General features: G+C 69.8%; 17 protein-coding genes. 10 read left to right on the top strand and 7 right to left on the bottom strand.

All coding sequences use genetic code 11. The features are described from left to right. Positions 1 to 139: 139 nt before the first annotated feature. The 3 genes from ACFRCG_RS09175 to rfbA all read right to left on the bottom strand — a co-directional run bounded on the left by ACFRCG_RS09175 (position 140) and on the right by rfbA (position 3,987). Positions 140 to 2,092: a cell wall-binding repeat-containing protein gene (locus ACFRCG_RS09175; protein WP_380030154.1), complete on the bottom strand. Its 1,953-nt coding sequence runs from the start codon at positions 2,090 to 2,092 to the stop codon at positions 140 to 142. 268 nt (positions 2,093 to 2,360) lie between these two features. Next, positions 2,361 to 2,969, bottom strand: a complete 609-nt coding sequence (gene rfbC / locus ACFRCG_RS09170) for a dTDP-4-dehydrorhamnose 3,5-epimerase (RefSeq protein ID WP_380030153.1) — start codon at positions 2,967 to 2,969, stop codon at positions 2,361 to 2,363. A gap of 121 nt (positions 2,970 to 3,090) precedes the next feature. Continuing rightward, positions 3,091 to 3,987: a glucose-1-phosphate thymidylyltransferase RfbA gene (gene rfbA / locus ACFRCG_RS09165; RefSeq protein WP_380030152.1), complete on the bottom strand. Its 897-nt coding sequence runs from the start codon at positions 3,985 to 3,987 to the stop codon at positions 3,091 to 3,093. 50 nt (positions 3,988 to 4,037) lie between these two features. Between rfbA and rfbB the strand changes: the two genes are divergently transcribed. From rfbB to ACFRCG_RS09135, 6 genes are all read left to right on the top strand, one after another. Continuing rightward, positions 4,038 to 5,021 (top strand): dTDP-glucose 4,6-dehydratase, encoded by a 984-nt coding sequence (gene rfbB, locus ACFRCG_RS09160; protein ID WP_380030150.1) that lies wholly within the window; start codon positions 4,038 to 4,040, stop codon positions 5,019 to 5,021. After that, positions 5,018 to 5,920, top strand: coding sequence for a dTDP-4-dehydrorhamnose reductase (rfbD, locus tag ACFRCG_RS09155; protein WP_380030149.1), 903 nt, complete (start codon positions 5,018 to 5,020; stop codon positions 5,918 to 5,920). Before rfbB ends, rfbD begins: the two co-directional genes overlap by 4 nt. Before the next feature lie 18 nt (positions 5,921 to 5,938). After that, entirely contained in the window at positions 5,939 to 6,337 is a 399-nt protein-coding gene (locus ACFRCG_RS09150; protein WP_078976024.1) for a DUF2304 domain-containing protein, read from the top strand. Next, on the top strand, positions 6,330 to 7,031 hold the full coding sequence (locus ACFRCG_RS09145; protein ID WP_380008729.1) for a glycosyltransferase family 2 protein: 702 nt from the start codon (positions 6,330 to 6,332) through the stop codon (positions 7,029 to 7,031). The genes ACFRCG_RS09150 and ACFRCG_RS09145 overlap by 8 nt, the downstream gene beginning before the upstream one ends. Beyond that, positions 7,028 to 8,362 (top strand): lipopolysaccharide biosynthesis protein, encoded by a 1,335-nt coding sequence (locus tag ACFRCG_RS09140; RefSeq protein WP_380030148.1) that lies wholly within the window; start codon positions 7,028 to 7,030, stop codon positions 8,360 to 8,362. The genes ACFRCG_RS09145 and ACFRCG_RS09140 overlap by 4 nt, the downstream gene beginning before the upstream one ends. A gap of 171 nt (positions 8,363 to 8,533) precedes the next feature. After that, positions 8,534 to 9,418 (top strand): glycosyltransferase family 2 protein, encoded by an 885-nt coding sequence (locus tag ACFRCG_RS09135; protein WP_380008735.1) that lies wholly within the window; start codon positions 8,534 to 8,536, stop codon positions 9,416 to 9,418. A 31-nt stretch (positions 9,419 to 9,449) separates the two neighbouring features. On the opposite strand, the gene ACFRCG_RS09130 is transcribed toward ACFRCG_RS09135, so the two are convergent. After that, complete coding sequence (locus tag ACFRCG_RS09130; protein WP_380030147.1) at positions 9,450 to 10,943, bottom strand: DUF2142 domain-containing protein; 1,494 nt, start codon at positions 10,941 to 10,943, stop codon at positions 9,450 to 9,452. A 153-nt stretch (positions 10,944 to 11,096) separates the two neighbouring features. Here ACFRCG_RS09130 and ACFRCG_RS09125 point away from each other — a divergent pair, with 153 nt between their 5' ends. Next, positions 11,097 to 11,558 (top strand): GtrA family protein, encoded by a 462-nt coding sequence (locus ACFRCG_RS09125; RefSeq protein ID WP_380030146.1) that lies wholly within the window; start codon positions 11,097 to 11,099, stop codon positions 11,556 to 11,558. 109 nt (positions 11,559 to 11,667) lie between these two features. Here ACFRCG_RS09125 and ACFRCG_RS09120 read toward each other — a convergent pair whose 3' ends face one another. After that, positions 11,668 to 13,701, bottom strand: a complete 2,034-nt coding sequence (locus ACFRCG_RS09120; protein WP_380030145.1) for a hypothetical protein — start codon at positions 13,699 to 13,701, stop codon at positions 11,668 to 11,670. A gap of 722 nt (positions 13,702 to 14,423) precedes the next feature. Between ACFRCG_RS09120 and ACFRCG_RS09115 the strand changes: the two genes are divergently transcribed. From ACFRCG_RS09115 to ACFRCG_RS09105, 3 genes are all read left to right on the top strand, one after another. Next, complete coding sequence (locus tag ACFRCG_RS09115) at positions 14,424 to 15,752, top strand: PIG-L family deacetylase (protein WP_380030144.1); 1,329 nt, start codon at positions 14,424 to 14,426, stop codon at positions 15,750 to 15,752. 77 nt (positions 15,753 to 15,829) lie between these two features. Continuing rightward, a complete protein-coding gene (locus ACFRCG_RS09110) occupies positions 15,830 to 17,986 on the top strand; it encodes a hypothetical protein (protein WP_380030143.1) in 2,157 nt (718 codons plus the stop codon). Between the two features lie 4 nt (positions 17,987 to 17,990). Further along, positions 17,991 to 19,622: a glycosyltransferase family 2 protein gene (locus ACFRCG_RS09105; RefSeq protein ID WP_380030142.1), complete on the top strand. Its 1,632-nt coding sequence runs from the start codon at positions 17,991 to 17,993 to the stop codon at positions 19,620 to 19,622. On the opposite strand, the gene ACFRCG_RS09100 is transcribed toward ACFRCG_RS09105, so the two are convergent. Further along, positions 19,613 to 20,785 carry a glycosyltransferase gene (locus tag ACFRCG_RS09100; protein WP_380030141.1) on the bottom strand — a complete coding sequence of 391 codons (1,173 nt, stop codon included), beginning with the start codon at positions 20,783 to 20,785 and terminating at the stop codon, positions 19,613 to 19,615. The two genes, ACFRCG_RS09105 and ACFRCG_RS09100, sit on opposite strands and share 10 nt — an antisense overlap. Further along, entirely contained in the window at positions 20,782 to 23,631 is a 2,850-nt protein-coding gene (locus tag ACFRCG_RS09095) for a CDP-glycerol glycerophosphotransferase family protein (RefSeq protein WP_380030140.1), read from the bottom strand. The genes ACFRCG_RS09100 and ACFRCG_RS09095 overlap by 4 nt, the downstream gene beginning before the upstream one ends. Positions 23,632 to 24,060: the final 429 nt, after the last annotated feature.

Here is a 24,060-nt window from a genome sequence, read left to right as displayed (position 1 = left end):
ACCCTAACCGGATGGACCGCTTCGGGGTCGTTTCGCCCGTGCCTCCCCGCCGTCGGGACGGGCCGAGGGCCCCCGACGGGACGTGTCGTGTCCCGCCGAGGGCCCTCGGTGTGTCGCGGTATCGCGTGGTGTCGTGCGGTCAGCGCTTGGTGTGCCGCTCGACGCCCGAACCGGCCTGCGGACCGGTGCCGCTCGCCGGGCCGTTCACGGCCGGGTTGCCGGGCTTGTCCGCCGGCGCGGCGCGCAGCGCCTTGCCCGCGGGCGCCTCGACGCCGTTGTACATCGGTACGTAGGTGTACTGACCGGGGAGCCCGATCTGGTTGCCGGCCTGGTCCACGATCGGCGCGTTGAGCGCCGACTCGCCGCCGACCAGGACCACCGAGGAGAGCGAGGCGCCGTTGTCGTAGAGGTACCAGGAGCTGGCCGGAGCCAGGCTGTCCTCGTCGGTGAGCAGGATGGGGCCGAGCCCGGCCATCATCGCGCCGCCGGTGAGGGCGTCCTGCCAGGTCGTGGTGGTGGCCAGACCAGCGGTGCGCGGGGCGGCGAACCAGAACCGGCCGAGCTTGGCCGCGGTGTCGGCCGCGGTGTTCCCGGCGACCGCGTAGTACTCCGCGCCGTCCGGCCAGGACGGCAGGTTCGCCGACAGCAGCGCGCGGTCGGCCGGCCCGCCGACGGTGATCACGTTGGTGGTGGCGGGGTTGATCGCGTTGAGGTACGCCTCGGTGGCGGCGGGCATGTTGTCGCCCGCGCTGTAGACGACGACGCTGTCCTTGGTGCCGCCGGCCGCGGCGCCCGCCGAGAGGCCGTCGTAGTAGTCCTCACCGGTGACCACGAACACGTTCTTCGGGGCCGGGTTGGTCTCGCGGGCGATCGCGATCCCGGTGTCGTACATGGTGGCACCGGCAAGCCGCTTGGGCGTGAAGCCCCACTGCCGCAGATCGTCCTCGTAGTTGGTGCTCAGCGCGTTGATCCCGCCGAGGATGTAGACGCTGGAGCCGGGACGCAGGGTGCGCGTCAGCTCCTCGTACAGACTGCCCGGTCCGCCCCAACTGCCGAGCAGCAGCGGACCGTTCTTGGCGCCCGCGAGGGCCGCGCCGGACAGGCCGTCGTAGAAGTAGTCCGCCCGGCTGATGACCGCCGAGTCGGCCTGCCGCAGCCCCGAGGAGGTGTCGCCGACCGAGGCCCACTTGAACTTCGAGTTGGCGACCGCGGTGTCGTGGGCGGTGTCGCCCCAGACCCGATAGACGCCCTCCTTGCGCAGGGGCTGCCAGGAGGCCTGCCAGAAGTTCGCGGCGACCCGCTTCGCGTTGTCGCCGTTCTTGTCCATCACCCAGGTGTCGCGGCCCTTGCCGTAGACGATCCTGGCACCCGACGGAGAGAAGGTGGGCAGCGAGATGGAGTCGTCGGTGTCGGCGCTGAGCTGCTTGGGCTGACCACCGGTCGTGTCCACGCTGTACAACCGGGGCGTGTTGGCCACGACACGGATGAAGACGACCGTCTTGCCGTCGGGCGAGATGTCGGGGGCGCCCGCGTTGTCGGCGATCTTGGCGGTCGCGCCGTTCGTCGCGTTGTACGACCAGACCGAGGTGTCCGTGCCGCACCCGCGTCGGAAGACGTACATCCACTGCGAGTTCGCCGACACGTAGCTGTCGCAGGAGGCCTGCCCCTCGAACGCCGGCACCGGGGTGCCGTTGCCGTCCGAGAGCACCCGATACGCCTGGGGCGCGGCGCCGTTGAGGGACGCGGTGAAGTGGATGTAGCGCCCGTCGGGCGAGAACCGAGGCATCACGACCTGCTGGGCGGAGGCCCCGGTGAGTTCGATCGGGTGGGCCCCACCGACCCGGGCGACCTGGAGCCGGTCGCCTCGGACGAACGTCACGTGACTGCCGTCGGGCGAGTACGACGGGAACAGGCCGTCACCGAGACCGAGATCGACCGAGGTGCCGTCGGTCCGACGGGCTTCGAGGTGATTCGTGGATGTCGTGGTGCCGGCGATGACGCCGTCCCCACCGCTGAGCGCGGCCTGGGCGGACGTCGGTACCAGCGCCACCAGCATGCCGCCGGCGAGCGCGCTCGCCGACAGCAGTGCCATGGAACCGCGGAGCGTGCGGATCTTCAAAAAAGGTCCTCCCGAGGAGGGTGGTCCGACATCTCCACGCGGGTACTTCCGGCGGGGACACGAGTTCCGCGCGTGGTGTGGTCGAGTCGGATCACCAACGATGGAACGACGAATCCGGGCCGGGTACCCCCCCGCGGCATCGGGTCGTCGTCGCGCAGACACTATCGCCGCGCGACGACACCCACCAGACGTTTAGACGGGCCCCGACGCCCACCTCTTCGCGCTCCCACCGGGAGGGCGACTACGGGGAAACCTCGCCCAACGACTCGGTGAATCGCCGGCATTGCCCGTAGTCGGGCAGCAACCCGTCGCGCAGGGCCTCGGCCAGCGTGGGCGCGGCCAGATCCCGCTCGGACAACTGCGCGGCGCCCACCGTCGGCCAGGCGATGGCCAGGTCCGGGTCGAGCGGGTGCACGGCGTGCTCGCGCGTGGGCGCGTAGGTCTCCGAGCACAGGTAGCTGAGCGTCGCGTCGTCGGTCAACGCGCAGAAGCCGTGTCCCAGGCCCTCGGAGATGTACACCGCCTGCCGCTCGGTGTCGTCCAGCCGGACGCCCTCCCAGGTGCCGAACGTCGGCGAGCCGACGCGCAGGTCGACCACCACGTCCAGGACCGCGCCGCGTACGCAGGTCACGTACTTCGCCTGCCCCGGGGGCACGTCCGCGAAGTGGATCCCGCGCACCACGTCGCGCGCCGACACCGACATGTTGGCCTGCGCGAGCCGGAGCGGGTGTCCCACCTCCTCGGACAGCAGATCGAAGCGGTACCACTCCATGAACATGCCGCGGGGGTCCCCGTGTTGCCGGAAGTTGATCTCCCAGGCGCCCTCGATCGAGAGGGGGCGGAACTTCATCTGTCGTGTCCTTGTCCGGCGGACCCGGGCGGCCGGGTCCGGATGGGTTGACATGGGTGGAGCGTGAAGGAACGCGGTGGCCGTCGGCGACCCGCGTCGAGCCGGGCCGGTCGCCGGCGCCTCAGGCGGGGTCCGGCAGCGGCGCGATGCCGCCGCCGTAGGCGAGCAGGTCGATCAGATACTTGCCGTAGCCGCTCTTGAGCAGCGGTTGCGCGAGCGCGGCCAACTGCGCGTCGTCGATGAAGCCGGCCCGCCAGGCCGCCTCCTCGATGCAGCCGATCTTGAGCCCCTGCCGCTCCTCGATGACCCGGACGAACTCCGCCGCGTGCACCAGGGAGGAGAAGGTGCCGGTGTCCAGCCACGCGGTGCCCCGGTCCAGCACGCTCACCATCAGCTCGCCGCGCTCCAGGTAGGCCGCGTTGACCCCGGTGATCTCCAGCTCGCCGCGATCGCTCGGCTTGAGCGCCTTGGCGATCTCGACCACCCGCGCGTCGTAGAAGTACAACCCGGGCACCGCGTAGCGCGACTTCGGCTGGGTGGGCTTCTCCTCGATCGAGCGGACCACACCCTCGGCGTCGAACTCGACCACGCCGTACGCCTTGGGGTCGGCGACCGGGTAGGCGAAGACCCGACCGCCGACCGGGTCCGCCCCCTGGCGCAGCTGCCGGCCCAGACCCACACCGTGGAAGATGTTGTCGCCCAGGATCAGCGCCACCGGCTCGCCGCCGATGAACTCCTCGCCCAGCAGGAACGCCTGGGCGATGCCGTCGGGGCTGGCCTGCTCGACGTATTCGAGCCGCATGCCGATCCGCGAGCCGTCGCCGAGCAGGCGGCGGAACTGGGGCTGGTCCTCGGGGGTCGTGATGACCAGCACCTCACGGATGCCGGCCATGATCAACGTCGACAGCGGATAGTAGATCATCGGCTTGTCGAAGACCGGCATCAGTTGCTTCGATACCGCTTGGGTGATGGGCCAGAGTCGGGAGCCGGTGCCGCCCGCGAGAAGGATGCCGCGCATGCGAACACCATAGGCTCTGCGCGTCCGGGGATCGGTAGACTCCCGTGTCCATGAGGATCCTGATCACCGGTGGAGCCGGATTCATCGGCTCCGAGTTCGTTCGAAATCTGTTGTCCGGTGACGCAACCTCGCAGGACAAACCCCGGGTGACCATCCTGGACAAGCTCACCTACTCGGGCAACGTGGCGAATCTGGCGTCCGTGGCCGCCGACCCGCTCTACACGTTCGTCGAGGGCGACATCTGCGACGCCGACCTGGTGGACCAGCTGATGCCCGGACACGACGTCGTGGTGCACTTCGCCGCCGAGTCGCACGTCGACCGCTCGATCGCGGGCTCGGGACCGTTCGTGGTCACCAACGTGCTGGGCACCCAGGTGTTGCTCGACGCCGCCCGCAAGCACGGCGTCGGCCGCTTCGTGCACGTCTCGACCGACGAGGTCTACGGCTCGATCGAGATCGGCTCGTGGACCGAGGACTGGCCGCTGGCGCCCAACTCCCCGTACTCGGCCAGCAAGGCCGCGTCCGACCTGCTGGCGCTGGCGTACCACCGCACGCACGGCATGGACGTCGTGGTCACCCGCTGCTCGAACAACTACGGTCACTTCCAGTTCCCGGAGAAGATGATCCCGCTGTTCGTGACGAACCTGCTCGACGGCAAGCGGGTGCCGCTGTACGGCGACGGCGGCAACATCCGGGACTGGCTGCACGTCTCGGACCACTGCCGGGGCATCGACCTGGTGATGCGCTCCGGGCGGCCCGGCGAGGTCTACCACATCGGTGGTGGCACCGAGGTCACCAACAAGGAACTGACGGGCCGTCTGCTCGCCGCGTGCGGCGCCGACTGGGACAGCGTCGACCATGTCGAGGACCGCAAGGGCCACGATCGGCGCTACTCGCTGAGCATCGACAAGCTGCGCGACGAGCTTGGCTACACTCCACGCGTGTCCTTTGAAGAAGGTCTCGAATCGACCGTCGCGTGGTACCGCGACAACCGTGCGTGGTGGGAGCCACTGCAGCTCAAGGCGGCGCTTTGACCACCTCGGTCGACGGCCGGCGCTGGCTCGTCACCGGAGCACACGGAATGCTCGGACGCGATCTGCTCGCCGTCCTGGACGAGGTCCCCGGCGCGGTGGTCACCGCCGTCGCCCGCAAGGACCTCGACATCACCGACGCCGCCGCGGTCCTGGCCGCGACGGCCGGACACGACATCGTCGTCAACGCCGCGGCGTGGACCGATGTGGACGGCGCGGAGACGGCCGAGCCGGCCGCGACCGAGGTCAACGGCACCGCGGTGGGTCACCTGGCCCGGGCCTGCGCCGTACACGGCGCACGGCTGATCCAGATCTCCACCGACTACGTCTTCGGCGGCGACGGCACCGCGCCGTATCCCGAGGACGCGCCCACCGCACCGCTGAACGCGTACGGACGGGGCAAGCTGGTCGGCGAGCAACTCGTCGCCGACGTGCTGCCCACCGACGGCTACATCGTCCGCACCGCGTGGCTGTACGGCGAACACGGGCGGAATTTCGTCTCCACCATGCTGACACTGGCGGCCGACCGCGACACCCTGGACGTCGTCGACGATCAACTCGGTCAGCCGACCTGGTCGGCCGCGCTGGCGGAGCGGGTGGTCCGCCTCGGCGAGGCCGCGCTGTCCGGCCGCGCGCCGGCGGGGATCTATCACGGCACGGCTTCGGGGCAGGCGACCTGGTACGACCTCGCGCGAGCCACATTCGCCGGGGCGGGGCTGGACGCCGACCGCGTTCGTCCGACAACATCCGAGAACTTCACGCGCCCCGCCAAGCGTCCTTCCTACAGTGTGCTCGCCCACGACCGGTGGGCCGATGCCGGACTGCCGCCCATGGCCGACTGGCGGGACATGCTTGCACAGGCATTGGATCGCCCGGGGTTCGTCGCCCTGCGGCCCGACTGATCAAAAATCGAGCGTGTCATGAAACTTACGATTGTCACCGCGATTGCCGGCTTGCTGGTGGTCGTCGTCATCCTTGAACTGCTGAGGCGACGCCAACTGCGTGAAAAGTACGCGGTGTTGTGGCTCGTCGTCGGCTTGATCGTGGTACCGCTCGGCGCGTTCCCGAAGATGCTCGACTCGGTGGCCACCACCGCGGGTGTGCGATCGGGTGTCAGCCTCGTCCTCTTCCTCGGCTTCGTCTTCCTGCTCCTCGTGTGTATTCACCTGAGCTGGGAATCGAGTCGGTTGGAGGAGGAAACCCGTTCGCTCGCCGAAGAGGTGGCCCTGATCCGGACCCAACTGGCCGAGCAGGAACGCACGGCAGCCATCGCCCTCATCCGTACCGAGTCGGCCGAGCGGGAACGCGCAAATGATTAACAACAAGCGGGTCCTGATCATCATCCCCGCGTGGAACGAGTCCGCGTCGATCGCGGACGTGATCCGCGAGGTCCGCGGCGAACTGCCCGAGGTCGACCTCCTCGTCGTCGACGACGGCTCGACCGACGACACCGCGAAGGTCGCCCGCGCGGCCGGCGCCACGGTGTCCCGACTGCCGTACAACCTCGGCGTCGGCGGCGCGATGCGGCTGGGCTATCGCTACGCGTACGAGAACGACTACGACGTGGCGATCCAGATCGACGCGGACGGTCAGCACGACCCCCGCTACGTCCCCAAGCTGGTGGATCACCTCGACGAGGCGTCGCTGGTCATCGGCGCGCGCTTCGCCGGCGAGGGCGACTACACCGTGCGCGGCCCGCGCAAGTGGACCATGGTCATGCTCTCGGGCGTGTTGTCGAGGATGGCCAAGACCAAGCTCACCGACACCACGTCGGGCTTTCGCGCCTGCAACCGCGACATCATCCGGCTGTTCGCCGAGTGGTATCCGGTCGAGTACCTGGGCGACACGGTCGAGACCACGGTCCGGGTGATCCGCCTCAAGCACAAGGTGATGCAGGTCCCCGTGGCGATGCGGGCCCGCCAGGCCGGCACGCCCAGCCATTCCCCCGCCAAGGCGATGATCTACCTCGGCCGCGCGTTCATCACCCTGCTGCTGGCGATCGCCCGCCGATGAAGACGCTGCTGCTGCGGGCGATCCGCGCGCTGCCCCAGGGCACCCTCCTCGTGGGCGCCGGCATGGTCGTCCTCGGTGGCGCTTCCTATGTACATCTGGCGATCGCGGGCCACTCGCTGAACCCGGACGACATGTCCGGGGTCTCGGTGTTGTGGACCATCATCTTCTCGATCGGGCTCGGCCTGTTCTTCCCGGTCGAACAGGAGATCACCAGGATCGTCGCCGCCCGGGCCGCCGAGGGCTCGGGCACCGCGCCGGTACTGCGGCGCGGCGCGGTGCTGGCCGGCGGGCTGCTGCTCGCCGTGCTGGTGCTGCTCGCCGCCGCGTCCGGCCCGATGGCCGATCGGCTCTTCGACGGCGACCGGCGGCTACTGGTGGCGCTGGGCGGCGCGTTCGTCGGTCTGGCCGTGGTCTCGGTCACCCGCGGCGTGCTCGCCGGACACGGCGCGTTCACCGCCTACGGCACGCAGCTGGCCCTGGACGGCGGGCTGCGGATCGTGTTCGCGATCGCGCTCGGCGCGGCCGGCAGCCACTCGCCGCTGTTGTTCTCGCTGATCCTGACCGTCGCCCCGATCCTGGCCACGCTGGCCACGCTGCGGCCGGTGCTGCGCGCCGCCCGGCCCGGCACGGTGCTCGCGTGGCGGGAGTTGTACCGCGGCCTCGGCCTGCTGATCGTCTCGACCCTGCTCGCGCAGCTGATGGTCAACACCGCGGTGCTCAGCGTCAAGCTGCTCGAACCCGAGCAGACCGCGCTGGTCACCGCGCTGCTCAGCGCGCTGATCCTGGCCCGGGTGCCGCTGTTCGTCTTCGGCTCGCTCCAGGCGTCGTTGTTGCCGGGCCTGTCCCGGACCTTCACCGACGGCGATCGTGGCGCCTTCCGCGGTCTGATCACCCGGGCCTGCCTCGTGGTGAGCGCGCTGGGCGTGGCCGGCGGGCTGGGCGCCACGGTGCTCGGCCCGTGGATCATCCGGGTGTTCTTCAACGCCCCGAAGGACGTCCTGGGCCCGCTGGACTTCGCGTGGTTCTCGGCGGGCACGCTGTGTTACATGCTGGCCATGGTGCTGGGCCAGGGCGTGATGGCGATGAACCGCCATCGGGCCCAACTCGTCGCCTGGATCGGTGGCACCGCGGTGCTGGTGGCCATCACCTGCCTGCCCGGGGACATCCGGGTCCGGGTGGAGATCGCCTTCGCCGCGGCCACCGCCGCCACCGCGCTGCTGATGGCGGTGATGTTGCGGTCCGGTGCTCGGCGCTTTCCGGCGCCGGCGCGCACCGCGTCGCCGGTGCGGCCGGTGGCGAACCCCGTCGGGGGCGCGCCGCGGGGTGAGTAGGATCGATCGCGTCGTGTGGGTGGCCTACGAGGACGTCTCGTGCCCGTTGGGATCGATAGCCGGGAGTTCAGGGTGCGCGAGTGCGCCGATGGCCCTTCTGAAACCGTCCGTCTCGCCGAGACGACACTCGAGGGAGGGGCCGACGAACGGCAGGTCCACACGATCGACGTGATGATGCCGTACTACGGCGACGTGGGGCTGATGCAGCACGCGGTGCGCAGCGTGCTCGCGCAGACCGACCGCAACTGGCGGCTGACCGTGGTGGACGACGGTCGGGAGAAGGGCGTGCCGGAATGGTTCGCCGCCCTCGACGACGACCGGATCGTCTACCTGCGCAACGAGAAGAACCTCGGCGTCACCGGCAACTTCCGCAAGTGCGTGGAACTCGCCGAGCAGGACCACATGGTCATGATGGGCTGCGACGACGTCTTCCTGCCGAACTACATCGCCACCATCCGCGACGTGCTGCGGCGCTACCCCGAGGCGGGCATGGTCCAGCCCGGCGTACAGGTCATCGACGGCCGGGGGTTGCCCACCAAGACCCTGGTCGACCAGACCAAGCGGCGGTTGTACGCGCCGAAGATCGAGGGCAGCCGGCGCCTGGGCGGCGAACGCCTGGCGGTCAGCCTGCTGCGCGGCAACTGGCTCTACTTCCCGTCGGTGTGCTGGCGCACCGAGGCGGTCAAGGCGATCAACTTCCGCGAGGACCTGCACGTGATCCAGGATCTCGCGCTGGTCCTGGACCTGTTGCAGCGCGGCGAGGACCTGGTGGCGACCGACGCGGTCTGCTTCCAGTATCGCCGGCACGCGGTCAGCGAGTCGGCCCTCCAGGCGTTCGACGGGCGCCGGTTCGTCGAGGAGCGGGGCTTCTTCCTGGACGTCGCGGAGCGCATGGAGCGGCACGGCTGGCACGAGGCGGCCCGGGTCGCCCGCAAGCACATGTCGTCCCGGCTGCACGCGCTCACGATGATGCCGATGATGGTGCGCAGTGGTAACCGCGAGGGTGTGCGCAAGTTGGCCCGGCACACCTTCGGTTCGGCCCGCCACACCGCGTGACGGGCCGAACTCGCGCGTGGGTCGCGGCCGTTCAGCCGGTCGCGACCTCGCGGGGCAGGTCCCGGTCCCGGGTGACCGTCCAGCAGTAGGCGATCATCGCGGCGCCGCCGAGGAGCGCGAACACCACCGGTACCACCGAGCCGACCTGCGGATGCCACGGGCCCGCGAACGCGTTCAGGGTCATCCCGCGCGGAGTGCTCGTCCAGCCGTGCTGCCACCGGATCATGGTGAACCACAGGAACACCAACTGGAGCGGCATCAGCACGATCGCGAAGGTCCGGATCAGCGTGGCGTCGCGCCGGGCCCCGAACACCTCGCGGCGCGAGAGCGCGAACGCGGCCAGGATCGGGACCCCGACGGCGATCGGCAGCATGTAGCGGCCCTGCGCCACGAAGCCGTACTTGTTCACGCCCATCGCGTCGGTCAGCGTGGGGAATCCGAAGACCACGGCCACCAGGACGAACATCCGCCAGCGGTCGGTCCAGGAGCCGAACGCGAGGCCGGCGACCACCAGCACGCCCAGCACCATGTACCACACCGTGTAGGCCGGTTGCGGCGCGGACATGTCCAGCCACGAGGTGACGCCCACCATCTCCTTGAGGTAGTTGCCCGATCGTCCGATGATCTCGAAGCGCACCGCCTGGCGGAAGGTGATGTGGGTGTGGTCGCCCACGCTGCCGAGCTGGCTCGCCTTCATCCCCACCGTCCACGCGGCACCGGCGACGGCGGCGAGTACGATCGCGCCGCCCGCCCACAGGGCGGGCTTCGAGCGGCGCAGCGACTTCAGCAGCGTGCGGCGGGTCGGGATCACCAGGGTGGCCAGCGCCACCACCAGCCACAGCGGGCCCACCGACCGCAGCGTGCACAGGATCACTCCCGAGATCCCGGCCACCACCAGCGCCGATCGCCGCAGTTTCGCGCCCGGTTCCAGGAGCAGTGGCACCAGCGCGCAGAACAGCGCGGTGCCCGCCGCGATTTCGAGCGCGTTGGGGTTGATCGCGCCCGACAGGTGCAGGGTCATCGGGGTGGTGGCCGCCAGCACGCCCGCGAGCAGCAGTCGGTGCCGGGTCCAGTGCACGACGCTGTAGGCGGCGGTGGCCAGCAGCGCCGCGACCATCGTGGTGCTGATCAGTCGGGCGAGCAGGATGCCGGTCCAGTCCGGCGACACCCGCAGCGGCCAGCCGACCGCGGCGTAGTAGACCGGGTTGTAGCGGCCGGCCCGGGTCGCGGTGCGCTCCAGGCTCTTGTCGCCGCCGGGCTCTCGGGCGCAGGAGGCGGGCTGCTCCTCCTTGAACGCCCAGCAGTTCTTGCGGACCAGGCTGCGCGGCACGTTCTGGAAGGCGCCGGTGCCGGTGTCGGCGTCGGTGGGGGTGGGGGCGAACTCGCCCTGCGCGACCCCCGCCGCCCGGATGATGTGCTGCATCTCGTCCGGGGTGCCGTCGTATGGTGCGGCCAGCGCCCAGGCACTGCCCAGGAGAAGGAAGCCCACGAAGGCGAGCAGCCAATGCCGGACGGGTCCCGACAAGCGCCGGGAGACGGTCGACCTTCGTTCGTGGTGGGGGTCCTGCGTCGGTCCCGGGGTGTGCACCGGGGCGGCATCGGTTGTCACGGCAAGACCTTACCTGTTGGTCTGCGGGCGGAGTTTCGACGGGCGTAGAGGTCTCTATACTCTGGCTTCGTGACAGCTACCGAGCGTTCCACCGAGGGCAACACCCCTGAGCCGCAGAGCCGGTGGGCCGCTCTGTTGACCCATAGTCTTCCTCGGTTCCTGGTCTCGGGCGCCGCGAGTGTCGTGATCGACATGGGGCTGCTGTATCTCCTGCACGGGATATGGGGTCTTTGGCTGCCGGCGGCCACGTTCCTGGCCACCGCGACCTCCTTCGCGGTCAACTTCACGATGAACCGCTTCTGGTCCTTCGGCAGCACGGTCTCCCCGGTCGGCGGCCAGATGGTGCGCTACCTCATCCTGGCCGGGGTCAACTGGGCGATCACGGTGGTCTTCGTGAGCGTGCTGGCCTGGATGGGCGTGTTCTACATGGTGGCGAAGCTGGTCACGGTCGTCTTCAACGCCGTGGTCAACTACTTCGCGTACCGCATGTGGGTCTTCCGCGGCAAGCCGCAGGACGTGCCGGTGGCCTGAGCGTCGCCGCCCCCGGCTCCGGGGGCCGAAGTCCGAGTCCGCGTCCGAAGCCGGCCACCGACGTCCGTCGGTGGCCGGCTTCGTGGTCGTGGCGGTCGGTGCGAATCGACTACTCGACCGGGTCGATCAGCACCACCTGCAGGCCGAGCTTGGGGTCGCTCGCGGCGAACTGACGCAGATCCCTGGCGAGCCAGGCGCTGGTGACCACCACGCGCAGCGGCTTGGGGCTGTCGGCGATGACCTTCTCCAGCTCCTTGAGGGTGTCCACGCGTTCGCGAGCGTTGAGTTCGTTGTACGAGGCGAGTCCGCGCAACCACTGGATGCCGAAGACGGTCTTGATCTGTCCGCCGAGCTCGCGCCGCAGGATCGAGTCGAGGAAGGTGACCCGCCAGTTGTCGGTGCTGCTGTCGGTGAACAGGTAGAGCGTCGAGGGGCCCTTGGCCAGCAGCCCCTGGGACTGCAGCTTGCGGGCGACCACGCCGATGTCCTGGCGGTAGACCCCGTGTGCCCAGGCGGCGGAGTAGGGCGTGTCCGGGGCGGTGGCGTTGGCCCGGGCGTTGATCTTGCCGAATTGCACGGCGCCCGCGAGCGTGACACCGGCCACGACCGCCGCGACGATCGGCACCGCGCGGGCGAGCGGGCGCAGCCGGGGCGGGGCGGGGATCGGCGCGAGGTTGGGCCGCAGCAGCAGGCCGATCGCCCCGATGCCGACCAGACCGAGGCCGTACAGGCCCTGGACGGCCTTCTCGTAGTAGTACGAGGTCTCCCCGAGGGTGTGCACCTGGTAGGCGCCGAACGCCGCCACACCGACCGCGGCGAGCACGATCTGCGCCGACATCGCGCGCCACACCGGCGACCGCCGGCCGGCGCGGGTGAGCAGGGAGGCGAGCACGAGCACGACGCACACGATGACGAGGTTGCGGCTCATCGGGTAGATGCCGCCGGCTGCTTGGAGCTGCTTGGTCTGGCTGAAGCCGGTGAGCTGCGGGCCGATGATCGGGATCAGCACGATCACGCCGGTGATCGCCGCGACGATCGAGGTGAACAGCAGCGCCTCGCGGACGCGCGACCAGTAGACGACCGCGGCGGCCAGGACCGCGCAGGCGGCGAGCACCACGAACAGGTTGTAGACGAAGGCCAGGGTGACCAGTCCCGCCGCGGCGACGAGAACCTGTTCGCGCACCTTCCCGGCGGGCCGCACCAGCACCGCCACCGTCATCACCAGCACGGCCACGCCGAGCGCGGCGGAGTCGTGGCCGAGGGTGAACACGGTGATCATCTGTCCGGTCGCCGCGAGCCCGCCGACCGTCGCGCACACCAGTGCGGTGCGCCAGCCGGCGAGGTTGGGTCCGGCGATCCAGCGGGCCGCCCAGACCAGGGCCAGGACCAGGAAGCCGTAGCCGAGGATGGTGTAGAGGAAGTACCGGTTGTACGCGGCTGGACCGGTGCCGGCGTCGGTGGTCGAGCGCAGGAACGTGTCGAGCACCGTGTACAGGAAGTGGGTCCCCGGCGGGTAGACCCGGGCCATCTCCGGGTCCATCGAGGTGCTCGCCTTGTCGGCGTGGAAGTAGGTGTAACCGCCGACCCGGTGGATCGCGTCGAACAGGGAGAAGTGGCTGGGCTTGTCCTCGGTCATCACGGTGATGGCCAGGCGCTGGGTCAGCGACTTGCCCGACAGCGGCTTGTACAGCTGGTACATGGCGTACAGGGCCGCGCCGGGGGCGATCAGGTCGGTCCAGGCCGCGCGGCGCGGCAGCACCGGCCGGCGGCCGGTGACCAGGGCCACCACGAGCGTCACCGACAGGAGGGTGCCCGACATCGCGAACGGGTTCAGGCCCCACGGCCAGACCGAGAACAGCAGCCCGGCGACGATGAATTCGCCCATCAGCAACAGTGCCGCGATCATCAGCCGGTCGAACAGCGCGACCCCCGCGCGCACCAGCGACGCGGTGCCCAGGAACAGCAGCAACAGCGACAACCAGTCGAGGCGGGCCACATGGAACAGCGCGGGCAGTGCCCAGGCGCCCACGAAGAGTCCCGCGAACATCGGCACGGCTTTGGAATTCGGCGGCCGGCCGGCACGCGGAGTCGGCACGGGCTCGGTCGGCCGCTCCTCCGTGTCCGATTTCAAGGTGCTGCTCATGAGGGCTCTCTCTCGCTGATTCCGTGCGTCGTCGCGGTCGCCGCCATGCCGGCGCCGGGGCGTGAGGGCGGGCTTCCGATACCTGGGGTCAATGCGGATCCTATGGAATCGTCGGAGGAGTCGAACGGTCGGCCGACGGGCGGGAGCGGGAACACGAATCGACCGGTTGGACGAGTCCGGCGGAGGAGGTCGTCGGTTTCGCCGTCCGCGCCCGGCGCGGATTCGGCGTGCGCACCCGAGTGCGATCGCCCGGACACGAGCGCGTGCGGGCCGGTGCGCCCGCGCGGATCGACCCTGGCATGGGGATTGTTCTCCCTGTTTACCGGACGGAATCGTCGGGTTCGCCCCGGATGGTCTCTCACGACATCCGCGATCTTCGAAGTCGACCGGATGTCGGTAAATCCGTTTGGCCGACAGGCGTGGGGAACCGAACCATCGGGGGACGGAGTCGGCCGCCGTCGGGCGCCACATACAATAGCGCTATCGCCTGTCCGGAAGGTGGCCGGCGCCCATGGATCCGATGCACGTCGCGTGAATCGAATCCTTTCGCCGGATCGTGGTATCCATGATCCGCCTGCGTGTGCGAAGGAACACTCACCGACGCCCCGACGGGATCTATTGAGAAGGGTCGACAATTCTCTCATATGGGAACAAACTCGGATTCCCGGCCGTCGGTTTCGCGCAGGGCGGTGCTCGCCTCGGGATGCGGCCTGGTCGCCGTCGTGGGTGTGGGCGGCGCCTATGAATTCTTTCGGGACGACGATCAGGGCGCGTCACATCCGGCGTCCCCGCCGCCTGCCTCCTCGGCGGAGCGGGTGCTCAATGTCGTCGCCCACCACGACGACGACCTGCTTTTCCTGAGCCCCGAACTCCTGGACAACCTGCGGGCCGGCGCCACGGTGCGCACCATATATTTCATGGCCTCGGATTATTCGAATTATCCGAAGTTCATGCAGGATCGGGAGATCGGCCTGCGCCGGGTCTATGCCGACGCGCTGGGCATGAAGCCGGGGCAGTGGAAGAAGCAGCCCTACGAGCACGGCGGCGTGCAGGCCACTTTGTGGACGCTCGGCGACCGGGTCTCGATGCTGGAGACCCGGATCCCGGACGGTTTCATGAAGACTCCGCTCGGCGCGAAGCGCATGTGGGGACTGTATTCCGAGAACATGCAGATCAAGACCCGTCCCGGGGACACGTTTCCGGTCCAGGAATTCAACCGGGACGCGCTGGTGGCGTTCCTGCGCGCGGTGCGCGACGAGGTCCGGCCCGATCGGGTCAACACCCTGGACCCGCTCGCCGACCTGCACGGCAGGCCCGAGCCCGAGGGCGGCTTCCACCAGGACCACGTGGCCGTGTCGCGGATGGTGATGTACGCGCTCGAGCAGGACACCGTGCCCACGCCCGTCCACTATTTCCGCGACTACACCATCGAGTCCGAGCCCGCGAACCTCACGCCGGCCGGGGTCGAGGCGAAGTCGAAGGCGTTTCGGACGTATACCGAATACGACCCGGACGCCAAGCGCAGCAAAGTGTACGGACCATGGCTGCGAAAGACCTACCAGGTGAACGAAGCATGGCGCGGGGATCTCGTCATTCCGCTGCCCGTGCCCGATCGCCGGGAAAAGGTCGCCGGTCGACCCTATGTCGGGACCGGCTATCGCATCGTCAATCGTGCGACCCGGCTCGAACTCGCCGTGCGGGCCGACGGCAAGAACGCGCCGTTGACCCTGACGCCGGCCAAGTCGACCCCGGGCAATGTCTTCAAACTGCTCGGTATCAGGTTCGGCTGGGGACTGGCGCCGATCGGCGGGGAGCTGATCGTCGGGATGCCCGATTCGGATAAGGAGGCCAATCACCCGGCGCGCCTGGTGGAACGCGCTCTCGACGCCGCCCAGGCGTTGCGCGTACACGGTGATGTCGCCGATGGATTCGAACTTCTCTTCGCGCATTCCGGTATGGCGTTGACCGCTTCCCGACAGGGCGGCGCGGACGTGGTCCAGGCGCCGAGCGACAAGAGTCCGTTGCAGAAATGGGATTTCATCCCGGTGTGAATTCGGTGCGGCGTGCCCCACTCGATACGCTGTGCCCAGCCCAGCCGTCATCTTCCGCAAGCCCTGAATGAGGATCCGTGACCGTCTCAGAGAGCGCGAGGACGAGCCTGTCGACGCCTGCACCGGCCGCGCCGCGCGGTGCGTCCCCGGTGGGCGGCGGGCGCCTGGCGATCGGTGTGCTCGTCGCACTGGCCCTGTCCTGGCTGATCCCGCTCGCGGCGTACGCCGCGCACGCCACCATCGTCCTGCCGTTCGTCTTCCTCGCGCTGGTCGCCTCGCTGCTGCGGGCCGGACGCACCGTCCTGGACCGCCTGGTGCTCGCGTTCGCGCTGACCGCGGGCGCGATGTGCGTGGCCGGCCTGCTCTTCTCGGCGTGGCCGTGGGGGCTGCACCCGGTGCCGGTCTCCGGGCTCGGCTTCAGCGTCCTGGTGCTGGTCGCCGCACTGCTGCGGCGCCGTCCCGAGCTGCCGCGCGTGGGCACCCTGCCCGACCTGCTCACCGTCGGGCTGACCGGGGTGATCACCTTCCTGACCCTGTGGCCCTACCTGGGCCGCGGTCTGGTCGGCAGGATCTCGCTGATCGCGGTCGCCGAGGACCTGGGCCGGCACTTCGCGCTCTACGACGGCATCCGCACCGCCGGCGGCTACACGTTCATGCACCGCCCCGACCTCAAGGCGGGCCTGACCGACGACCTCACCGCGTACCCGCAGGGCAGCCACTTCGCGATGGGCCTGTTCGACAACTTCTGGCGGGCGGGCACCGGGGCGGGCTCCGGCCAGGAGGCGATGAACCACTTCGTCTACTTCTACGCGGCCACCTTCGTCCTGATGATCTTCGCGGTCATGTGGTCGATGCGCTGGGTCGCCGGCACCGCGCTGTCCCCGTGGCGCTACCTCGTGCTCGCCTCGGCCGCCGCCGCCTACCTGTACTTCGGCGACGGCATGGCGATGTTCCTGCGCGGCTTCCCGAGCGAGTTCGCCGGGCTCGCGCTGCTGGCCCTCCTGGTCGCGGTGGTCGCCCGCCCGCTGTCGCGGTTGCGCGAGCAACTGTGCGTGCTCGCCTCGCTGACCATCGCGCTGTCGTTCACCTACTACCTGTTCCTGCCGCTGGCCGGGGCCATGCTCCTGGTCTGGCTGATCGGCTACCGCAAGCAGCTGCTGGAGCGCCGGCTGCTCACCGCGGTGGTCGCCGTGATCACCGCCGTGGGCGCGCTCATCGTGCCGGTGGTCAACTGGAAGTACGCGAGCAAGTCGGAGGCGGTCAACGCCGCGGGCGGGATCAGCCCCACCAACCGGCACCTGCTGATGCTGCTGGTCTTCCTGGTCGGACTCGGCCTGGCGTCCAGGTACGCGTGGCGGCACCCGGTACGCCGGCGGGTGATCCTGTGGATGCTCGGGGCCGTCGGGATAGTCGCGCTGATGTTCCTGTACCAGACCGCGGTGATCGGCGAGACCTCCTACTACTACGAGAAGCTGCTCCACCAGCTGTTCGTGGTTGCGCTGGTGTGCCTCGGCGCCACCTGGCTGGTGGTGCCGCGCCACCAGCCCGGATACTTCCGCCCGGGCCGGCGGCCGAGGCCGGCGTTCGCCAACGCGTGGACCGCCGTTCCGCTCGCCCTGGCGGTCACCGTGACCATCGCCTGCAACGCCAACCCCGACCGCTACGTGTGGCGCAAGCCGGGCAAGGACTACAGCTGGGGCGTCAGCTACTTCCTCAAGGGCATGGACCACCCCAAGCTCGCCCGGGCCGTGCTCGCCGCCGTCCAGGCCCAGCCCGATCCCGACGGCAAGGCCACCATCCTGCAGATGCGCAACGACTGGGAGGCCAACTACTACGGCACCCTGTGGGTCGACGTGATGCAGCGCAACCTCGGCGTCGCCTGGCCGGTCAAGCCGCCGCTGGGCACCCAGGAGAGCCCGGCGGCGCTCAAGGACCGGATCACCCGGCAGTTCCCGGGCACCCCGATCCGGGTGATGACCAACGACCCGGCCACCCTCGACACCGTGCAGCGGATCCGCCGGGACCGGCCGGAGCTGGGCCTGGACGTGCTGTTCAGCAACCCGACCCGATGCGGCTACCGCTTCGAGCCGGTGGCCGCGCCCGCGCCCGGCAAGGAGCCCGCCCCGGTCCCGGTGATCCCGTTCCCCGCGAACGGGTGCAAGTCCAAGGCCAAGTCCCCGGCCCCGGTACAGGTGCCGGTGACCAACCCGACGAACAACCCGGACAGGGAGTAGCACCATGGCCGAGCAGGTCCGGGTCGGCGTCGTGGTGATCGTCTACGACGACGCGGCCCTGTTGCCCGACGCGGTGCGCTCGGCGCTGGCCCAGGGCCCGGCGGTCACCGAGGTGACCATCGTCGACGACGCCTCCACCGACGCCTCGGCGGCCGTCGCCGATCGCCTGGCCGCCGAGGACCCCCGGGTCCGGGTGATCCGACGGAGCGTCAACAGCGGCGGCTGCGGCACCCCGCGCAACGACGGCGTCGACGCCTCACGGGCCGACTGGATCGTCTTCCTGGACAGCGACGACGTACTGCCGCCCGGCGCGGTGTCCGCGCTGGTGGACGCCGGCGTCCGGGAGGGGGCCGACGTGGTCGCCGGCCGGTGCGTACGCCGCGAGTTGCCGCGGGTGCGCGACGTGCAGTGGCAGCCGGACCTGTTCGCCCGCCCCGGCGTGTTCGACGGCCTGGCGGGCCGGCCGCGGACGTTGTGGGACACGCTCTCCGTCAACAAGGCGTACCGCCGCGCGTTCTTGATCGAGCACGACATCCGCTTCCCCGACGGCGCCGCGCACTACGAGGACTTCGTCTTCACCGCCCGGGTGTACGCGGCCGGGCCGCGCTTCGTGGTGATCACCGACGACGTCTACACCTGGCATGTGCGCCGCGCGGCGGGCGACCCGTCGATCTCGCTGCGCCGGGACCGGGTGCGCAACTGGCTCGACCGGCTGGACGCACACCGCCAGGTACTCGAAATCCTGGACCCCGTCCCGGAGTTGCGCCTCGCCGCGGAGACCAAGTTCGTCGACCACGACCTGCCGCTCTACCTGCGCGACCTGCACGCGCGCACCGAGGCGTATCGCGCCGAGTGGTGGTCCTCCACCCGTGCCCACCTGGCCGGGTTCGACCCGCGCGCGCTCGCCCTCGCCCGGCCCGCCGGGCGCTGGGCGGCGGCGGTGGTGCGCGCGCGGGAGGAGCCCGTCGACCTGATGCGGTTGTCCCGGCTCGCGGCCGACCCGCCCCGGCTCACCGGTCCGCTGCGCGAGCGCGACGGCGTGCCGGTGTGGGACGACCGCGCTCCCGCGGTCGAACTGGACGGCCTCGCCGCGATCCCGACCGCCGAACTGCCCGTCGAGGTACGGGCCACGGTGCACGCCGGCCGCCGCAGCGTGCTCGACGTGCGCGTGCGCGACCTGTACGAGCGCCTGCGTCCGGGGCGTCCGCACCGGATCGAGCTGGAACTGCGCGATCGACACGGCGAGGCCGTGCGGGTCGCCGGCGCCGGCACGGGCGTGCTCCACGAGGAACCGGTCGATCCCGACGGCGGCTCCTGGAGCACGACCATCGGCCTGGACAACACGCTGCTGTCCACGGGCGAGCCGTTCACCGTGTGGGACGTGTGGGCCGTGGTCCACCTGCGCGACGGCACCCACCTGGAGACCAAGGTCGCCGCCGGTGCCGGGCTCGGCCGCCGGGTCCAGCCGGACCTGCGGCACGGGCTCGCGCTCGCCCAGTTCTACGCCACCGCGAGCGGCTCGCTCGCGATCCGCTTCGCGGGCGGCGTGGGCGGGGTGCGCGAGGTGCTGGACGCCCGGATCCGGCGCCGCCGGACCTCACCCCGAGGCCCGGCGACCGATCCGGCTCAGCGATAGACGTAGACGAACAGCTGTTCCCAGCGCTCCAGGATCGCCTCGGGGGAGAACCGCAGGACGTCCGTCAGGCCCTGCTTGCCCAGCCGATCCCGCAGGCCCTGGTCGCTCATCAGCCGGTCGAGGCCGCGCGCGAACTCCTCGGTGTTCCCGCGCGGGATCAGCAGGCCGTTGCCGTCGTCGGCGATGATCTCGCGCACACCCGGCGCGCAGTCGAAGCCGACACTGGGCACACCCATCGCCATCGCCTCGAGCAGCGAGATCGGGAACCCCTCCGCCCGGGAGGACAGCGCGAACACCGCGGCGTCGGCCAACGCGCCCTCGATGTCCGAGGTGCGCCCGGGGAACTCCACGCTGTCGTGCACGCCCAGCGTCCAGGTCTGCGCCCGCAGCCGGGCGTCCTCGGGACCGGCGCCGTACAGCCGCAGCGTCCAGTCCGGATGCCGCGGCGCGACCAGCGCCCACGCCTCCAGGAGCAGGTCGTAGCCCTTCTCGAAGGAGAACCGACCCAGGCTCACCACCACCCGGCTCGACCGGGGGGTGAACTCCCGAGGCTCGATCGGCAGCGGGTTGGGCATGAAGTCGGTGTTGTTGAGCCCGTCCCGGCTCCACGCGTCGGCGTCCTCGGCGGTCAGCAGCAACAGCCGGTCGACCCCGGCGAAGTACTTCTTGACCCGCCGGTGCCGGGAGGAGGCGGCGGACGCCTCGAACGACTCGTGGCTCATCCCGATCACCCGCAGCCCGGAGGTGTCGCTGAGGCCGACCCACTCCATCGCCCACACCTGCGGCACGATCACGATGCCGCCCGGCCGGGCCCGGCGGAACAGCCCGGTCAGCCGGTCCGCGGCCTGCTGCACCGACGCCTTGCGCAGCGCCTCACGGCGTTGCGCGCCCACGTTCAACCGGTCGCGCACCGTGCGCGGGCTCCACGCCGACGGCGGATGCTCCTCGTGCAGGTACATCGTGCGATACGGCAGGTCCCGGCCGTAGTCGTGGATCTGCTCCGGGTGCACCACGCCGATCAGCGTCACGGTGTGCCCGACCTCGGTCAACATCGCGGCGGTGTGGTGCGCCCAACGCTGCAACCCGCCGAGTTCCTCGATGTTGTTGCAGACGATGAAGACGTCCCGCGACGGGTGTGCTCGCACGGTCTCGACGTCGCTCACTGTGATTCCTTGCCGAGAAAGAAACGTTCGACGATGGTCTTCGCCGCGGTGCCGTGGTCGTATTCGCCGTAGGACTCCACGAAGTCCCGCCGGCGCTCCGCGTACTCCGGGGCGGCGGCGTCGAGTTCGCGAAGATGCCCGAACAGCTGGTCCTCGTCGTGCGCCAGCGGCCCGGGAGCCGTCTCGGCGAGGTCGAAGTACGCGCCGCGGGACTGGCGGGTGTACGCGTCGTAGTCGTAGGTGAAGAACACCATCGGCCGGTCGAGCAACGCGTAGTCGAACATCAGCGACGAGTAGTCCGTGATCAACACGTCGGTCAGCTGCAGCAGTTGGGTCACGTCGGGCACCGTCGAGGCGTCCTTGACGTGGTCGGCCAGCGACGGCGGCAGCGTCACCGTGTTCAGGTAGTGCGTACGCACGAGCAACACGAAACGATCGCCGAACTCCTCGACGAACCGGGCCGGATCGAACGGCAGCGTGAACGGCGTGATCGAACCGTCCTCCTCCTGCCGAAACGTCGGCGCGTACAGCACCACGCGACGCTCGTCGCCCGCCAGGCCCAACCGCTCGCGCAGCGCCGCGACCTGTGCGCGGCTCGCCTCGCCGTCGATCAGCGCGTCGTTGCGCGGATACCCGATCCGCAGGATCTCGCACTTGAGCCGGTAGCCCCGGACCAGCGTGCGCACGTCGTGCTCCGAGCGCACCACGAAGTGGTCGAACCGATCGACCATCTCCTGCAGGCGCCGCTGCTCGGCCTCGCCCGAGTGCTTCACCGAGGGCATGTCGAAGCCCATGCGCTTGAGCGCCGAACCGTGCCAGGTCTGGATGTAGGTGGTGCCGCGATTCTTCACCGCGTCACCGGGAAAGCCCTGGTTGTCGACCCAGAACTCGGCTTGCGCGAGCGCCTTGTAGTAGGCCCACGAACCGCGCTTGACGAGCGTCGCGTCGGCCGGGAACCCGGCCTTGCTCTCCGCATAGGCCCAGGTCACCTTGATCGGCGCGCCCGAGCGGCGCAGCTCCTCGTAGATGTGGCGCGGACTGTCGCCGTACTGCTTGCCCAGGTGGCTCTCGAACACCGCGGTGCCCTTGCGCACCGGCAACTGCCCCAGCACCTCGCGGCCCATCCGCAGCAGCTTGCGCTTGCGCGCGCCGGTCTGGCGCAACTGCGTGCGCAGGATGCCCCGGGCCTTGACGCCGGCCCGGCTCTGCACCGCCCTGGTCAACAACTCGTCGCTGCGCCGTGCGGTCGCCCCCTCGGCGATCAGCTCGAACGCCAGGTGCCCCTTGGACGTGATGTGCAGGGAGAACTGGTCCCCGGCGAGTCGGCTCAGCCGGGGTCGGGCGGGCAACGACTGCACGTGCTCGGGGATCGAGGTGCCGAAGATCCGGGTGGTGACCTTCTCGCCGTCCACCGACATGATCAGCCGGACGTCCCAGACCGGGTCGATCAACCCGATCGGATGGATGGTGTCGGCGAGGTCGACCTCGGCCTCCCACACGATCCCCTCGGGGGTGCGCCTGATCGATTGCACCGGGCGCCGCACCGCGAGCGGGGCGAGCTTCTTGCGCCGGGGCAGGAACTCGAGGTGCGCGGACAACTTCGCGTCGGGGCCGATACGTTCGACCGGATTGACGATCACCCCGGACATCCGCACCACGCCGCCCACCGAACTCACCGAGGTGAGTTCGTTGCCCAGCCACAGCGACTTCAGCGGCTTGGTCCACGGCATCGTGTCGGTGACGTCCAGAATCTGCCGGCCCAACTCGTCGTCGACGTGCCCGGCACACCAGTACACCCGGTCGCCCTCGAGGTGCAGCGGCGAGGTGATCTTGCTGCGGTTCAGCACGAAGTCGATCGCCGGGATCAGGTTCACCCGGTCGTCGCGCAACACGAGATAGGCGGCGATCGCCGGGATCTGGTTGGCCTCCACGAAGGCCCGGGGGTCCAGCGTCTCCAGGTAGGGCCGGGCCACGGCGATGAAGCCGTCGCGCTCCTCCTCGGTCTGGAAGGGCAGGCCCCACAGGTAGAGCACCAGGTCGTGCTGGATGAACTTGCGGTCCTTGAGGAGCTTGAGCTCCACCTCGCCGCGCGCCCGCAACTCGTCGTCGATGAGCTGATGGATCCGCACCCGGTCGATGAAGTTGCGGATCTCGTTGCGCCGGTTCGAGATGGACAGCTTCTCGGCCTTCTCCACCACGTTCCAGTGGTAGATCGTGCTCGGGATCAGGGTCAGCTTCGACGCCGCGAGATAGGCCCGCGCGGAAAAGAGCAGGTCCTCGTAGTGATAGCCCTCGGGAAAGCGCAACTCGGCGCTGTTGAGGAACTCCCGCCGGTAGCACTTGTTGGTCGACAGCGTGTCGTACAACAACTCCGGCTTCTCGGCCACCGAGGAGAGCACCGCACGCTCGCGATACAGCGCCGGGTACCACTCGGTGACCTTGTTCCGCTTGTCCAGGTGCACCCGCACGCACAACCCGGAGACCAGGTCGGCACCGGTCTCGTCGGCCGCCACCAGCATGTTCTTGCAGGCGTGCCGGTCCAGGACGTCGTCGCTGTCGAGGAACATCACGTAGGTGCCGCGGGCGGCGTCGATGCCCACGTTGCGCGGCCGGCTGCATCCCCCGCTGTTCTCCGGCAGGCGGATGGCACGCACCCTGCCCGGGTGCTCGGTCGCGAACCGCTCGGCCACGGCGAAGCTGTCGTCCGTGCTGTGGTCGTCGACGATGACGACCTCGAGATTGGCGAGGGTCTGGCCGAGTACCGATGCGACCGCGTGCACCAACCGTCGGGCGTCGTTGTAGACGATCACTACGACGCTGATATCGGGCACATCGGTCGCGGACAAGCGGTCACCTCCGGGCGGGTGTGGGGCGGGGAGCTGCGACGGTCACCGGACGGGGGCGTCGGGACCGACTCGGCCGATCCTAACGAACACGACGAGAACCCCACGAAAAACCGAACGGGTGGGGCCGGCAGCCGTATCGATCCCGGTGACCGCCCGTTGATCTGGTAAAACGTGGGACGTTCGACGATGCCGGACGGTTGCGAACGAGCCGTTCGGGCGGCTCCGGGGGATCGGCTAGCCTGTCTCGTTGTTTCCGCACCTCCCTGCACGCCCGTTCGGTTGTCTTCCCGGTCCGTGCCCGACCGCACGTTCATCGGCGGTGCCCGCGGCACCACCGCAAAAGGAGTGATGGCGCCTGTCCACGGCACTGGTCCTCACGGCGTCCACGGCAACCTCCGCGTCTTCGCCCCGGCCGGCGGACGCCCACAC

Origin of the sequence: Embleya sp. NPDC056575, from assembly GCF_042793325.1 — a bacterium.
Taxonomy (GTDB): Bacteria; Actinomycetota; Actinomycetes; order Streptomycetales; family Streptomycetaceae; genus Embleya.
The sequence above is the reverse complement of the archived record's forward strand: the minus strand, read 5'-3'. Positions and strand labels throughout refer to the sequence as shown.

Excerpts from the sequence above, each read along its gene's own strand:
- ACFRCG_RS09135 (WP_380008735.1), top strand. The coding sequence starts at position 8,534 with ATGATGCCGTACTACGGCGACGTGGGGCTGATGCAGCACGCGGTGCGC.
- ACFRCG_RS09140 (WP_380030148.1), top strand. The coding sequence starts at position 7,028 with ATGAAGACGCTGCTGCTGCGGGCGATCCGCGCGCTGCCCCAGGGCACC.
- ACFRCG_RS09105 (WP_380030142.1), top strand. The coding sequence starts at position 17,991 with ATGGCCGAGCAGGTCCGGGTCGGCGTCGTGGTGATCGTCTACGACGAC.
- ACFRCG_RS09145 (WP_380008729.1), top strand. The coding sequence starts at position 6,330 with ATGATTAACAACAAGCGGGTCCTGATCATCATCCCCGCGTGGAACGAG.
- ACFRCG_RS09120 (WP_380030145.1), bottom strand. The coding sequence starts at position 13,701 with ATGAGCAGCACCTTGAAATCGGACACGGAGGAGCGGCCGACCGAGCCC.
- rfbC (WP_380030153.1), bottom strand. The coding sequence starts at position 2,969 with ATGAAGTTCCGCCCCCTCTCGATCGAGGGCGCCTGGGAGATCAACTTC.
- rfbB (WP_380030150.1), top strand. The coding sequence starts at position 4,038 with ATGAGGATCCTGATCACCGGTGGAGCCGGATTCATCGGCTCCGAGTTC.
- rfbA (WP_380030152.1), bottom strand. The coding sequence starts at position 3,987 with ATGCGCGGCATCCTTCTCGCGGGCGGCACCGGCTCCCGACTCTGGCCC.
- ACFRCG_RS09150 (WP_078976024.1), top strand. The coding sequence starts at position 5,939 with ATGAAACTTACGATTGTCACCGCGATTGCCGGCTTGCTGGTGGTCGTC.
- ACFRCG_RS09175 (WP_380030154.1), bottom strand. The coding sequence starts at position 2,092 with ATGGCACTGCTGTCGGCGAGCGCGCTCGCCGGCGGCATGCTGGTGGCG.